The organism is Meridianimarinicoccus sp. MJW13 (genome assembly GCF_014901205.1).
GTDB lineage: Bacteria > Pseudomonadota > Alphaproteobacteria > Rhodobacterales > Rhodobacteraceae > Meridianimarinicoccus.
Map to the genome: position 1 here is coordinate 60,757 of NZ_JACNMU010000009.1, position 12,720 is coordinate 73,476.

The following is a 12,720-nucleotide window of genomic DNA, read 5'->3' on the forward strand; positions in this document are numbered from 1 at the left end:
ACCTCAGCGGATCGGGTTGTGAACGGTGACGAGCTTGGTGCCGTCGGGAAAGGTGGCTTCGACCTGCACTTCGTGGATCATCTCGGGGATGCCTTCCATGCATTGCGCGCGGGTCACGACCTGCGCGCCCTGTTCCATCATGTCGGCCACGGATTTGCCGTCGCGGGCGCCTTCGACCACCGCGTCGGCAATCAGCGAGATCGCTTCCGGGTGGTTCAGCTTCACGCCGCGCGCCAGCCGCTTGCGGGCGACCTCGGCGCACATGGCGATCAGCAGCTTGTCTTTTTCTCTCGGGGTCAGGTTCATGTCAGATCATCCAGCATCGCGGGAGCACGGATCGGCTCAAGGTGGTCAAGATCGGGATCAGGTGCTTGCGCAGGGCATAGCCGTCCGGGGCCAGCAAGCGCATCACCAGGTGGTTGGGGCCGGGCTGGCTGACACCGCCCGAGGGTGGCAGCAACTTGCGCAGGGCGGTCAGCCGAGTCTCGGCGTCGGGGGCAACATAGACAAGGCTGGCCATCGCCCCGGCCTTGCCTGCGATGGCCTTGCCGGACAGATGCGCCGCGATATCGCCCGACAGGGTCATTGCGTCCAGATACAGCGGCTTGCCATCCTGGCGCACCTCGATCCGGTCGCGGAACCGGGCGCCGGTCAGAACTTCGCCCATGGCGGCGCGGCCGAAGATCACCGGCTCGCACAGCAACAGGCGGGCATCTGGGGCCAGATCGGCGGTCAGACGGCGGTTCAGGTCACAGCCCTGAAACAGCAAGGTTTCCTGCGGCAGCCAATGCAGGCGGGCCCCGGCTTCGACGGTCAGGCCGGTCTGCAACAGGCCCTGCTGGCCGGGACTGGCCTGATAGGCGCGTTCGGCGGCCTGGGTGGTCAGCGTCAGGGCGGTGCCGGACCCGGCCGTCGCGGTCACATCGAACCTGTCGCCGCCGGTGATGCCGCCCGCGGTATTGACCAGAACCGCGTCGATGCCCTTGGCCACCGGGCGCGGAAACACGCATTTCAGCGATCCCGCCTGCCGCAGCGCGTCCAGTCCGGTTCCGCGCGCGGTGGGCTTGGTCGCCACCACCACGGTGCCACGCGCGCGGGGCGCGGGGCTGACGGGCTGACCGTGGGTTATGGTGTTGAACTGTGTGATAGGCCCCTCCAGCCGTCCGTGTCCTGATGTGGTGGTTTGATGGCAGCTTGGGGCTGGAGTGCCAAAAGGATCCGCAGTTGAGCGCTGCGCAAAGCGACGAATGCCCAAAAAAGAGCCATCAACAGCCGTTAAAGGTGAAGTATTCCGCAAACCGCTGCAGCCTTGCCGGAATTCCCTCCGGTTTCGTTGCCTTCAAAGCGGCTGTGTCAAAACGGTGGGCCTGCCTGCGGCTGAGGGGCCGAGCGAACAGGTGTGTGACGGTCAGACGACTGGAAACGGACCGACCGTCACACGGATGCAATACAATTGCGGGGCCTGGGTAGGGCTTCGGGGGCGCGCGCGCAACCGGGACCAGACCTTCCCTGGGGAGACACAGATGACCATCCTGAAAACTGCGCTTTGCACGACCACCGCATTGGCCGCCATGGCCACCGCCGCCATCGCCGAAGACTGCCCGATCAAGGTCGGCGTTCTGCATTCGCTGTCGGGCACCATGGCGATTTCAGAGACCACTCTGAAAGACACCATGCTGATGCTGATTGAACAGCAGAACGAAAAAGGCGGCGTGCTGGGCTGCGACCTGGAAGCCGTGGTTGTCGATCCGGCGTCCGACTGGCCGCTGTTCGCCGAAAAGGCGCGCGAGCTTCTGACCGTGCACGATGTGGACGTGATCTTCGGCAACTGGACCAGCGTGTCGCGCAAGTCGGTCCTTCCGGTGATCGAGGAACTCGACGGCCTGCTGTTCTATCCGGTTCAGTACGAGGGCGAGGAAAGCTCGAAGAACGTGTTTTACACCGGGGCTGCGCCGAACCAGCAGGCGATCCCGGCCACCGACTATTTCCTGGAAGAACTGGGCGTCGAGAAATTCGCGCTGCTGGGCACCGACTATGTCTATCCGCGCACTACGAACAACATCCTTGAAAGCTACCTGAAGTCCAAGGGCGTGTCCGCAAACGACATCTTCGTCAACTACACCCCCTTCGGTCACTCCGACTGGTCCAAGATCGTGGCCGATGTGGTCGCCCTGGCCGCCGACGGAAAGAAGGTCGGCGTCATCTCGACCATCAACGGCGACGCCAACATCGGCTTCTACAAGGAACTGGCTGCCGCTGGCATTTCGGCCGATGACATTCCCGTCGTGGCCTTCTCGGTCGGCGAAGAGGAACTGTCGGGTCTGGACACCTCGAACCTGGTCGGTCACCTGGCGGCCTGGAACTACTTCCAGTCGGCTGACACCGAAGCCAACGCCGAATGGGTTGCCGCGTGGAAAGCCCGCATGGGTGCAGAGCGCGTGACCAACGATCCGATGGAAGCCCATTACATCGGCTTCAACATGTGGGTGAACGCCGCCGAAGCTGCCGGCACGACCGATGTGGATGCGGTGCGCAGCGCCATGTACGGCCAGGAATTCCCGAACCTGACCGGCGGCACCGCCGTGATGCTGCCGAACCACCACCTGGCAAAGCCGGTGCTGATCGGCGAGATCCTGGACGACGGCCAGTTCGATATCATCAGCGAAACCGACGTGGTGCCGGGCGACGCCTGGACCGACTTCCTGCCGGAAAGCGCGGTTCTGGTGTCCGACTGGAAAGATCTCGGCTGCGGTATGTACAACACCGAAACCGAGACCTGCGTTCAGACCAAGTCGAACTACTAATCCCAACCACGCCAGAGGGGCGGTCGCGCCCCTCTGGCATCGGGGACAGATACCATCATGAAATTACTTCTCCTGCTGGGCCTGTGCGTCCTGGCACAGGTTAACATTGCCTGGGCCGATGACGTCCTGATCCAACCCGTTCTGCAAGAGCAGCGCGAGACGATCGTGAAAAGCTCCCGCAAGACCATCGGGCCGGCCATCGACGCGGTGGTGGCCAGCAAGGCGCCGGCGGCGCAAGATGTGCTGCAAGCCTGGGTGACCAAGGACATGTGGTACCGCAAGGATGACGGGCTGTTTTTCCGCGCCGAGAAGGTGGACTCCAAGACCTATCGCCTGATCGATTTCGACACCGGGGCCGACATGGGCACGGCGGACAAATCGGATATCAAGCAGATCAAGCCCAACAGCGGTGTTCGCGCGATGATCTCGACCGCGCTGGTGCGCTTCCAGTTGACCGATCCCGACCCCACGCGCCGGATGGAGGCGCTGATCGCCATCGAACGCGCGCCCGAAGCCTCGCTTCTGGCACCGCTGCGCCTGTCGATCGAGGGCGAGATCGACCCGGATATTGCCGCCCGCAAGGCCCGGATCGAGCGGCTTCTGACCATTGCCTATGACGCCGACACACCGACCCGCGTTGCCGCCATCGAAGACATGGCGGGCGATCTGGGCGTTGATGTGCGGGCCACCCTGAACCCGCTGCTGGTGACCGATCTTGCGGCCTTTCCCGGAGCGATCCCCGAGGGCGTGAATGTCCGCGCGGAACTCAAGCCGGGCGACGATGTGCTCAGCATCGCCGACGCCTATGCCTTGCTGGTTGACGGGGATCTTGCGCCACCGCGCGTGTCGGGCGCGGACATCCGCAACGCGCTGGCGGCCAATATCGTCGATGGCAAGGTCGGTGGCATTTCGGTGCACACCCTGTCGGACGAATTCCAACGCGCCCGCGCCTATGTGGCCCTGTCCGAGGCGGGTCTGGTGCCGCCGCTGGTGACCGCAAGCGATGTGGAGGCCAGCCTGGCCGACTATCGCTTCGCCGAGGTCTACCAGGTGGATGATCCCGCCGTGACCACCGCCGCACAGGATGCGCTGACCAAGATCGAACTTAAGGTCGGTGTGAACCAGGCCATCGACCTGGGGCTGGACGCGCTGTCGCTGGCGTCGATCTATTTCCTCGCCGCCATTGGGCTGGCCATCACTTTTGGCGTCATGGGGGTCATCAACATGGCCCATGGCGAATTCATCATGATGGGCGCTTACACAGGATACGTGGTGCAGCAGTTCATCCCCGATCACACGATCTCGATCCTTGTCGCGCTGCCGCTGGCCTTTACCGTGACCTTCGGCGCTGGGGTGCTGATGGAGCGGCTGGTGATCCGCTGGCTCTATAACCGTCCGCTGGAAACCCTGCTGGCGACCTTCGGCATCTCGATCGCGCTGCAGCAGCTGGCCAAGAACATCTTCGGCACGCAGGCGCGACCGCTGACCTCTCCGGGCTGGCTGGACGGCGCGCTGGTGCTGAACGACGTGGTGTCGATTTCCTACATCCGCATCGCGATCTTCGTGCTGGCACTGCTGTTCCTGGGCCTGTTCCTGTTCATCATGCGGCGCACAAGGCTGGGGCTGGAAACCCGCACCGTCACCCAGAACCGGGCCATGGCGGCCTCGATGGGGATCAACCCCGACCGGGTCAACATGCTGACCTTCGGGCTGGGTTCGGGCATCGCCGGTGTCGCGGGCGTGGCCATCGGCCTGTTTGCCAAGGTGACCTCGGAACTGGGGTCGGATTACATCGTGCAAAGCTTCATGACTGTGGTCGTGGGCGGCGTCGGCAACATCTGGGGCACCCTTGCGGGCGCTGCGATGATCGGCGGGCTGCAAAAGGGCATCGAATGGATGAACCCCTCGAACACGCTGGCGGCGCAGACCTACATGATCGTCTTCATCATCATCTTCATTCAATTCCGGCCGCGGGGCATCATCGCCCTGAAGGGCCGCGCAGCGGGGGATTGAGCCATGCAACGCAGTTTCGTCGCCAGAAATCCATCTGTCCTGATCTTCCTCGCCTGCCTTGGCCTGTTCGTTCTGGGCGTGACCGTCCTGTCCGAGGCCGTCGGCAACGGGTTCCTGTCCACCAGCTTCGTCAAGACACTGGGCAAGACCCTGTGCCTGGCCCTGATCGCTGTCGCGATGGATCTGGTCTGGGGCTACACCGGCATCCTCAGCCTGGGGCATTTCGCCTTCTTCGGGCTGGGCGGCTACATGATCGGCATGTGGCTGATGTACGAGCGCACCCGCGACATCGTCGCCACCTCGCTGGCCGAAGCGCCGATCCCGGCCACTGTCACCGAGATACAGGAGGCCATCGCCACCCAGATCTTCGGCGTCGTGGGGTCCAACGAATTCCCGCTGGTCTGGAGCTTCGCCGACAGTCTGGTGATCCAGCTGATCCTGGTGGTCGCGGTGCCGGGCCTGCTGGCGCTGGTCTTCGGCTGGCTGGCGTTCCGGGCACGGGTGACGGGCGTCTACCTGTCGATCCTGACCCAAGCCATGACGCTGGCGCTGGCCCTGTACCTGTTCCAGAACGACAGCGGGCTGCGTGGCAACAACGGGCTGTCGGGGCTTCAAAACCTGCCGGGTCTCGATGACGTGCCGCAGGCGCTGGTGTCCCTGTGGTTCTTCTGGGCCTCGGCGGCAGCCCTCGGGCTGGGCTATCTGCTGGCCGCCTGGGTGGTGTCGGGCAAATTCGGCTCGGTCATTCGCGGCATTCGCGACAACGAGGCCCGCGTGCGGTTCCTTGGCTACCAGGTCGAGGTCTACAAGCTGGTGATCTTTGCCGGCACGGCGATGATCTCGGGCATCGCGGGGGCGCTGTATTATCCGCAGGCGGGCATCATCAACCCGGCCGAGATTGCGCCCATCGCCTCGATCTACCTCGCGGTCTGGGTTGCCATCGGCGGACGCGGGCGGCTGTACGGCGCGGTGATCGGGGCAATCTTCGTGACGCTGTTCTCGTCGCTGTTCACCGGCGGGCAGGTGCCCGACGTCAACCTGGGCTTCTACACGGTGAAATGGGTCGACTGGTGGTTGATCGTGCTTGGCCTCAGCTTTGTTCTGGTCACCCTGTATGCGCCCAAGGGCATCGGCGGGCTGTTCGATCTGATCGCCCATCGCACCCACCCGGATCGTCATGGGGCCCCGCTTGGGCCGGACATGGGCGCGCTTCAGGAGAAGGAGGCGCAGGAATGAGCAGCACCCGCCTTCTTGAAGTTTCCGGCGTTTCCGTCTCGTTTGACGGCTTCCGGGCCATCAACAACCTGTCCTTCACCATGCCCAGCCACGGGCTGCGGGCGATCATCGGGCCCAATGGCGCGGGCAAGACCACCTTCATGGACATCGTCACCGGCAAGACCAAGCCGGACGACGGCCGCATCACCTGGGGCGAAAAGAACATCTCGCTGCGGGGCATGTCCGAGGCGCGCATCGCCCGCGAAGGCATCGGCCGCAAGTTCCAGAAGCCAACGGTGTTCGAAGACCAGACCGTGCACCAGAACCTGCTGATGGCGCAGCGCAACAAGCGCGGGCCGCTGGCGGTGCTGTTCTACCGGGCTGGCGGCAAGGATCTGGACCGGGTGAACGAGCTTGCCGCCACCATCGGGCTGACCGACGAACTGGCCCGCAAGTCGGGGGAGTTGTCGCACGGCCAGAAGCAGTGGCTGGAAATCGGCATGTTGCTGGCGCAGGAACCGCGTCTGCTGCTGGTGGATGAACCGGCCGCCGGGATGACGCTGGCCGAACGCGAACGCACCACGGCGCTGCTGGTTGAAGCGGCCAAGACCCGCGCGGTCGTGGTGGTGGAACACGATATGGATTTCGTGCGACGGCTGAACTGCCGCGTCACGGTCCTGCACGAAGGCTCGGTCCTTGCCGAGGGGAGTCTCGATCACGTCACGTCGAACCAGCAGGTTATCGACGTCTATCTGGGGCGCTAGACCATGCTGAACGTCGAAAACCTGACCCTGCACTACGGGCATTCGCAAATCTTGTACGATGTCTCGATGGCCGCCGAGAAGGGCGAGATCACCTGCGTCATGGGCACCAACGGCGTCGGCAAGACCAGCCTGATCCGCGCCATCGCCGGGCGGCACGCAAGATCGGGCGGCAAGGTCGCGCTGGATGGCGAGGATCTGGGCGTGCTGCCGGCGCATGGCATGGCGCACAAGGGCGTCGGGCTGGTGTCGCAGGGGCGCGAGATCTTCCCGCTGCTGACGGTGCGCGAGAACCTGGAAACCGGGTTTTCCTGCCTGCCGCGCTCCGAACACAGGATCCCGCCTGAAACCTACGAGATGTTCCCGGTGCTGGACCAGATGAAGCATCGGCGCGGCGGCGACCTGTCGGGCGGGCAACAACAGCAACTGGCCATCGCGCGGGCGCTGATCACCCGGCCCAAGCTGTTGCTGCTGGACGAGCCGACCGAGGGCATCCAGCCCAACATCATCAAGCAGATCGGCGAGGTGTTGAAGCAGCTGCGCGCTCGCGGAGACATGGCGATCGTGCTGGTCGAGCAGTATTTCGACTTCGCCTACGAACTGGCCGACCGCATCGTCGTACTGCGCCGGGGCGAGGTCGTGCATTCCGGCACCAAGGCAGACTCGCCGCGCGACGAAGTGCAGGCGCTGGTGTCCGTCTGACGGGACCGGCGCAATGAATTGCCGTGGAACCGGGCAGGGGGTTTGGGGCATGTTAGGGGCCCGGATCGAAACATGAAAGATCGATTGACCAACGTTGCTGTCGAGAAGGACCGGGAACGGGCCCTTCTCATCATGGAATCGCTGCGTGCTGCCGGCTGAGTTGAGAAGGACGGCACCTTCACCAGTTTCGCCCGGACCATCAGCCGCCAGCGCAAATTCCTGCCTGCACCGGGGGAAAGCGCGGCCCGACTGGCGGATCATCTCGGATGCCGCCCGCTTGGGTCCGCAGCCCACCGGTCTGGCGCAGGTGGACAGGCCGCGCGGTAGCGCCCTGTTACGGATTTTGATCCCGGACCGTCTGGGCGCGGGCAGCAATTGCGGCTCCTGTCGGCCGGAGATGCAGGCGCTTCTGGAAGGGCTGCGACATGATCTTGCGGCGGAACAGTCTAGCGCTAGGTTGAGCGCAGCAGGGAGGCGACCGCCATGAAGACTTTTCCGATGTTTCTGAAAGTGGCCGGGCGCCGCGTGATGGTTCTGGGCGGCGGCGAACAGGCCGCGCAGAAGTCGCGCCTGATCCTGAAGTCCGAGGCCGAGGTGGTGCTCTGCGCCCCGCATCTGGACGATGAACTGGTCGAACTGGTGCGCGAAGGCCGTGTTCAGCACCATGACGGGGCCATCACACCCGATCTGATCGACGGAGCCGCACTGGCGTTCGTGGCGACGGGCTGTCCCGGCATGGATGCCGCACTTGCCGATCTGGTGCGCGTGGCAAGGGTGCCGGCGAACGTGGTCGATCAGCCCGAGCTTTGCGACGCCTTCACGCCGTCCATCGTGGATCGCGACCCGCTGGTCGTGGCCATCGGCACCGAGGGCACCGCGCCGGTTCTGGGCCGCCAGGTCAAGACCGCCATCGAACAGATGCTGGAGCCACGCCTTGGTCATCTGGCCAGCCTTGCGGGACGGATGCGCCCGGCGGTGGCGCGCGGGGTCGACCGTGCGCGTCGGCGTGCCTTCTGGCGATGGGTGTTCGACGGCCCTCCGCGCCAGCTGCACGCCATCGGCAATGAACGCGAGGCCGCGCAGGCGTTGAAAGAGGCCATCGCGCAGGGACAAGCGCCGGATGACACCGGGCTGGGCAGCATAGCCGTGATCGCGGCCAGCGGCGGGATCGCCGATCTGATGACCCTGCGGGCGGTGCGCAAGCTGCAGGAATGCGATGTGATTTTCCATGATGCCGGGATGGATGCGGTGCTGGAACTGGCCCGCCGCGATGCCGAGCGGGTCTGCGTCGGCCCGCGCCCCGGTGCCATCGCATGGCCCGAGGCGCGCATTGCCGATGTGATCCTGTCCGAGGCCCAGCAAGGCCACCACGTTGTGTGGCTGACCGGTGGCGCGACGGCCAACGCGCTGGCCGAGGCCGCCCAGGGCCAGGGACTGTCGGTCGAAAAGGTGCCGGAGGTTCCGGGGGGCCACGACGCCCCGGCGCGCAGCCAACCGGCCTGATCCGGCCTCAGATGTGCAGGGCCTGACCGAGGCCCTTCAAGGCGGCCTCCTGCGTGGTTTCGCCCAGTGTCGGATGGGCGTGGATCGTGGCGGCGATGTCGGTCAGGGTCGCGCCCATCTCGATCGCCAACGAGAACTCGCCGGCCATTTCCGCGATCCCGGCACCTACCGCCTGAATGCCCGCAATCAACCCGCTGTCAGGATCATGCACGATGCGCACGAAGCCATCGCTGCGGCCCAGCGTCATTGACCGGCCATTGCCGGCCAGCGGGAACTTCGTGACGGCCAACCCCTCCTGCGCATCGGGCAAGGCACCGACGGTGACAATCTCGGGATCGGTGAAACAGACCGCCGGGATGGCGCGCTTGTCCCAGATCGTGGGCAGGCCGGCCAGATGCTCGGCCACCACCACGCCCTGCGCCATGGCGCGATGGGCCAGCATCGGCTCTCCGGTCACATCGCCGATGGCAAACACCCCGCGCATCGAGGTGGCACAGAAGCGATCGACGGCGATAAAGGGACCGGTCATCGACAGCCCCAGATCCTCCAGCCCGAAGCCGGTGGTCACGGGCGCGCGGCCCACGGTCACCAGAATCTTGTCCGACGGGATTTCCTGCGGCCCGCCCAGCGTTTCCACCCGCAATGCGGTGCCGTCCTCGGTCAGACCTTGCGCCTTGGCATCCAGATGCAGGGCCACGTCCAGCGCCTGCAGCCGGGCCAGCACCGGTTTGCTCAACTCGGCATCGTATTGCGGCAGGATGCTTTTGGCGGCTTCCACAAGGGTGACCCGCACCCCCAGCTTGGCCATGGCCATCCCGATTTCCAGCCCGATATAGCCCGCGCCCACCACCGACAGCCGTTTCGGCAGTTCGGGCAGCGCCAGCGCCTCGGTCGAAGAGATCACCGGGCCGCCGAAGGGCAGGAACGGCAGTTCAAAGGGCCGCGCGCCGGTGGCGATGACGATGTTCTCGGCGTCGATGCGCAGGGGGCCTTCGGGGGTCGTGACCTCGACCGATTTGCCGTCCAGAACGCGGGCGTAGCCTTGCACATGGCGCGTTCCGGCCTTCTTCAGCAGCGAGGCGACGCCGCCGGTCAGACGGCTCACGATCCCGTCCTTCCACGCCATGGTGCGGGCCAGGTCGATGCTGGGGGCGCCTGCCGAAATGCCAAGGGCATTGCCGCCCACAAGGCTGCGTGCGGCGTGGAATTCATCCGCTGCATGGATCAGCGCCTTGGAGGGGATGCAGCCCACGTTCAGGCAGGTGCCGCCGGGCTTGTCGGCCTCGACGACGATGGTGTCCACGCCCAGTTGGCCCGCGCGGATGCCGCAGACATAGCCGCCGGGACCGGCGCCAAGGATCAGCAGTTTGCAACTGTCCTGTCTCATGCCTCACACCTCCACGAAAATCAGGGCCGGGGTTTCCAGCAGGGACTTGATCTTCTGCACGAAGACCGCCGCATTCCAGCCGTCGATGACGCGGTGGTCGAAGCTGGCCGAGATGTTCATCATCTTTCGGGGCACGAACTGGGTGCCGTCCCACATGGGCCGCGTGGCGATCTTGTTGACGCCCAGAATGGCCACCTCGGGGGGGTTGATGATCGGGGTCGTGGCCAGCGCCCCCAGAGGCCCCAGCGAGGTCACGGTGATGGTCGAGCCGGTCAGTTCCTCGCGCCGCGCTTTCGAGGTGCGGGCGGCTTCGGACAGCCGCGCGATCTCGGTGGCGATGTCGTACAGGCCCAGGGCTTCCACGTGGCGCAGGACCGGCACCACCAGCCCGGCGTCGGTCATGGTGGCCATGCCCAGATTGACGCCCGCGTGCCGGGTGATGACCCCGGCCTCGTCGTCGTAATGGGCGTTCATCTCGGGGTGGTCGGGCAGGGCGCGGGCCAGTACGGCGGCCAGAAAGGGCAAGAGGGTCAGCTTGGGCCGCTCGCCCCGGCTGTCGTTCAACTTGGCACGCAGGTCTTCCAGGGCTGTCACATCCACCTCTTCGACCACGGTGATATGGGGGATGCGGGCGTTGGCCAGCGCCATGCGCTCGGCAATCTTGCGGCGCATCCCGACCACCGGGATATCCTCGCTGCCGATGCGGGGACTGCGCGGCAGGCCGGGCCCGCTGCTGGCTGCCGGGTGATCGGCCCGGCTGAACACCGCGTCCAGATCCTGATGGGTGATGCGACCCGCCGGTCCGGTGCCGGGCACCTGCCGCAGGTCGATGCCGCCATCCCGCGCCCGGGCGCGGACGGACGGGGCCGCCAAGGGCAACGCGCCTTCGGTGCGGGGGGCGCTGGCGCTGGTTCCGGCAACCGGACGGGGGCGGGTCTGTTGGACGGGTTTCGCCGCCTTTTCGGTTTGAGCAGGTGGCTTGGATTCAGCCGATTTCGTGGTCTCGGGATTGACCGCTCCCTTGTCTGCTGCTGGCTCGCCAGGATCGGCGGCCAAGGTCTGATCCTCGACCGCATCGGCCTCGGTTTCGATCATCACCAGATCGGTGCCAATGGGCAGAACCTGCCCGATCTCGCCCGCCAGTTCGGTGATCTTGCCGGAATAGAGCGAGGGGATCTCGACCGTCGCCTTGTCGGTCATCACCGCCGCGATCACGTCATCCTCGCGCACGATGTCGCCGACCTTGACGTGCCATTCGACCAGTTCGGCCTCGGTCACGCCTTCGCCCACGTCAGGAAGTTTTACCGGGAGAACCTTCATTCAAGCCTCCATCACTTGGTGCAGGGCGCGGGTGATGCGCGCGGGACTTGGGAAATAATCCCATTCGGCGGCATGCGGATAGGGCGCGTCCCAGCCCGTCACCCGCAGGATCGGCGCGTGCAGGTGCCAAAAGCAGCTTTCCTGCACCTCGGCGATCAATTCTGCCCCCAGACCGCTGGTGCGGGTGGCTTCATGCACCACCAGGCAACGTCCGGTTTTCTCGACCGAGGCGCGGATGGTGTCCACGTCCAGCGGCAGCAGGCTGCGCAGGTCGATGATCTCGGCGTCGATCCCGGTCTGTTCCACCGCCGCGTCGGCCACGTAGACCATGGTGCCATAGGCCAGCACGGTCACGGCGGTGCCCTCGCGGCGGATGTCGGCCTTGCCGATGGGGATCGAATAATGCCCCTCGGGCACCTCGCCGCCGGGATGGCTGGCCCAGGTCACCGATTTGCCGGTGTGATTGCCATAGAACGGGCCGTTGTAGATGCGCTTTGGCTCCAGGAAAATCACCGGATCGGGATCCTCGATGGCGGCGATCAGCAGGCCCTTGGCGTCATAAGGTGTCGAGGGCAGCACCACCTTCAGCCCGGCCACATGAGTGAACAGCGACTCGGGGCTCTGGCTGTGGGTCTGACCGCCGAAGATGCCGCCGCCGGTGGGCATTCGCACCACCAGCGGGCAAGAGAACATCTGGTTCGACCGATGGCGGATGCGCGCGGCTTCCTGGGTGATCTGGTCGTAGGCGGGAAAGACGTAATCGGCGAATTGCACCTCGACGCAGGGGCGCATCCCTTGCGCCGCCATGCCCACCGCCATGCCGACGATGGCGCTTTCGTTGATCGGTGTGTCGAACACCCGTTCCTCGCCGTATTTCTTCTGCAATCCGGCGGTGCAGCGGAAGACGCCGCCGAAATAACCGACGTCCTCGCCAAAGATCAGAACCTTCGGGTCACGGTCCAGCATCACGTCCATGGCGTCGCGCAGCGCCTCGATCATCGACATCCGGGCCATG

Annotated in this window: 11 protein-coding genes and 1 pseudogene; 7 read left to right on the forward strand and 5 right to left on the reverse strand. The window is 65.3% G+C overall.

Annotation, left to right across the window (positions count from 1 at the left end; translation table 11 throughout):
* Positions 1-3: 3 nt before the first annotated feature.
* Together H8B03_RS16175 and H8B03_RS16180 are read right to left on the reverse strand one after the other, a co-directional pair.
* Positions 4-306, reverse strand: coding sequence for an urease subunit gamma (locus H8B03_RS16175; RefSeq protein ID WP_193142930.1), 303 nt, complete (start codon positions 304-306; stop codon positions 4-6).
* A 1-nt stretch (position 307) separates the two neighbouring features.
* Positions 308-1,075 carry an urease accessory protein UreD gene (locus H8B03_RS16180; RefSeq protein WP_319022496.1) on the reverse strand — a complete coding sequence of 256 codons (768 nt, stop codon included), beginning with the start codon at positions 1,073-1,075 and terminating at the stop codon, positions 308-310.
* A gap of 448 nt (positions 1,076-1,523) precedes the next feature.
* Between H8B03_RS16180 and urtA the strand changes: the two genes are divergently transcribed.
* The 7 genes and pseudogenes from urtA (at position 1,524) to H8B03_RS16210 (ending at position 8,998) form a co-directional block, all read left to right on the forward strand.
* Entirely contained in the window at positions 1,524-2,804 is a 1,281-nt protein-coding gene (gene urtA, locus H8B03_RS16185; RefSeq protein ID WP_193142931.1) for an urea ABC transporter substrate-binding protein, read from the forward strand.
* A 57-nt stretch (positions 2,805-2,861) separates the two neighbouring features.
* Positions 2,862-4,817: an urea ABC transporter permease subunit UrtB gene (gene urtB / locus H8B03_RS16190; protein ID WP_193142932.1), complete on the forward strand. Its 1,956-nt coding sequence runs from the start codon at positions 2,862-2,864 to the stop codon at positions 4,815-4,817.
* A gap of 3 nt (positions 4,818-4,820) precedes the next feature.
* On the forward strand, positions 4,821-6,053 hold the full coding sequence (gene urtC / locus H8B03_RS16195; protein WP_193142933.1) for an urea ABC transporter permease subunit UrtC: 1,233 nt from the start codon (positions 4,821-4,823) through the stop codon (positions 6,051-6,053).
* Positions 6,050-6,796, forward strand: coding sequence for an urea ABC transporter ATP-binding protein UrtD (gene urtD, locus H8B03_RS16200; protein WP_193142934.1), 747 nt, complete (start codon positions 6,050-6,052; stop codon positions 6,794-6,796). The genes urtC and urtD overlap by 4 nt, the downstream gene beginning before the upstream one ends.
* A gap of 3 nt (positions 6,797-6,799) precedes the next feature.
* Positions 6,800-7,495 carry an urea ABC transporter ATP-binding subunit UrtE gene (urtE, locus tag H8B03_RS16205; protein WP_193142935.1) on the forward strand — a complete coding sequence of 232 codons (696 nt, stop codon included), beginning with the start codon at positions 6,800-6,802 and terminating at the stop codon, positions 7,493-7,495.
* A gap of 162 nt (positions 7,496-7,657) precedes the next feature.
* A pseudogene (locus H8B03_RS19010) lies at positions 7,658-7,778 on the forward strand (molybdopterin-dependent oxidoreductase); the annotation flags it as partial.
* A gap of 200 nt (positions 7,779-7,978) precedes the next feature.
* A complete protein-coding gene (locus tag H8B03_RS16210; RefSeq protein WP_193142936.1) occupies positions 7,979-8,998 on the forward strand; it encodes an NAD(P)-dependent oxidoreductase in 1,020 nt (339 codons plus the stop codon).
* Positions 8,999-9,005: 7 nt separating this feature from the next.
* On the opposite strand, the gene lpdA is transcribed toward H8B03_RS16210, so the two are convergent.
* Genes lpdA through H8B03_RS16225 form a run of 3 tightly spaced genes read right to left on the reverse strand, consistent with a single transcriptional unit; the run spans position 9,006 to position 12,719 of the window.
* Positions 9,006-10,385 (reverse strand): dihydrolipoyl dehydrogenase, encoded by a 1,380-nt coding sequence (gene lpdA / locus H8B03_RS16215; protein ID WP_193142937.1) that lies wholly within the window; start codon positions 10,383-10,385, stop codon positions 9,006-9,008.
* Between the two features lie 3 nt (positions 10,386-10,388).
* Positions 10,389-11,705: a dihydrolipoamide acetyltransferase family protein gene (locus H8B03_RS16220; protein ID WP_193142938.1), complete on the reverse strand. Its 1,317-nt coding sequence runs from the start codon at positions 11,703-11,705 to the stop codon at positions 10,389-10,391.
* Positions 11,706-12,719 carry an alpha-ketoacid dehydrogenase subunit beta gene (locus tag H8B03_RS16225; protein ID WP_193142939.1) on the reverse strand — a complete coding sequence of 338 codons (1,014 nt, stop codon included), beginning with the start codon at positions 12,717-12,719 and terminating at the stop codon, positions 11,706-11,708.
* Between the last annotated feature and the right edge of the window lies 1 nt (position 12,720).

What these genes read in the sequence shown, in the direction of transcription:
- lpdA (WP_193142937.1), bottom strand. Translation starts at nt 10,385, where the DNA reads ATGAGACAGGACAGTTGCAAACTGCTGATCCTTGGCGCCGGTCCCGGC.
- urtA (WP_193142931.1), top strand. Translation starts at nt 1,524, where the DNA reads ATGACCATCCTGAAAACTGCGCTTTGCACGACCACCGCATTGGCCGCC.
- urtD (WP_193142934.1), top strand. Translation starts at nt 6,050, where the DNA reads ATGAGCAGCACCCGCCTTCTTGAAGTTTCCGGCGTTTCCGTCTCGTTT.
- urtE (WP_193142935.1), top strand. Translation starts at nt 6,800, where the DNA reads ATGCTGAACGTCGAAAACCTGACCCTGCACTACGGGCATTCGCAAATC.
- H8B03_RS16220 (WP_193142938.1), bottom strand. Translation starts at nt 11,705, where the DNA reads ATGAAGGTTCTCCCGGTAAAACTTCCTGACGTGGGCGAAGGCGTGACC.
- H8B03_RS16210 (WP_193142936.1), top strand. Translation starts at nt 7,979, where the DNA reads ATGAAGACTTTTCCGATGTTTCTGAAAGTGGCCGGGCGCCGCGTGATG.
- H8B03_RS16225 (WP_193142939.1), bottom strand. Translation starts at nt 12,719, where the DNA reads ATGGCCCGGATGTCGATGATCGAGGCGCTGCGCGACGCCATGGACGTG.
- urtB (WP_193142932.1), top strand. Translation starts at nt 2,862, where the DNA reads ATGAAATTACTTCTCCTGCTGGGCCTGTGCGTCCTGGCACAGGTTAAC.
- H8B03_RS16175 (WP_193142930.1), bottom strand. Translation starts at nt 306, where the DNA reads ATGAACCTGACCCCGAGAGAAAAAGACAAGCTGCTGATCGCCATGTGC.
- urtC (WP_193142933.1), top strand. Translation starts at nt 4,821, where the DNA reads ATGCAACGCAGTTTCGTCGCCAGAAATCCATCTGTCCTGATCTTCCTC.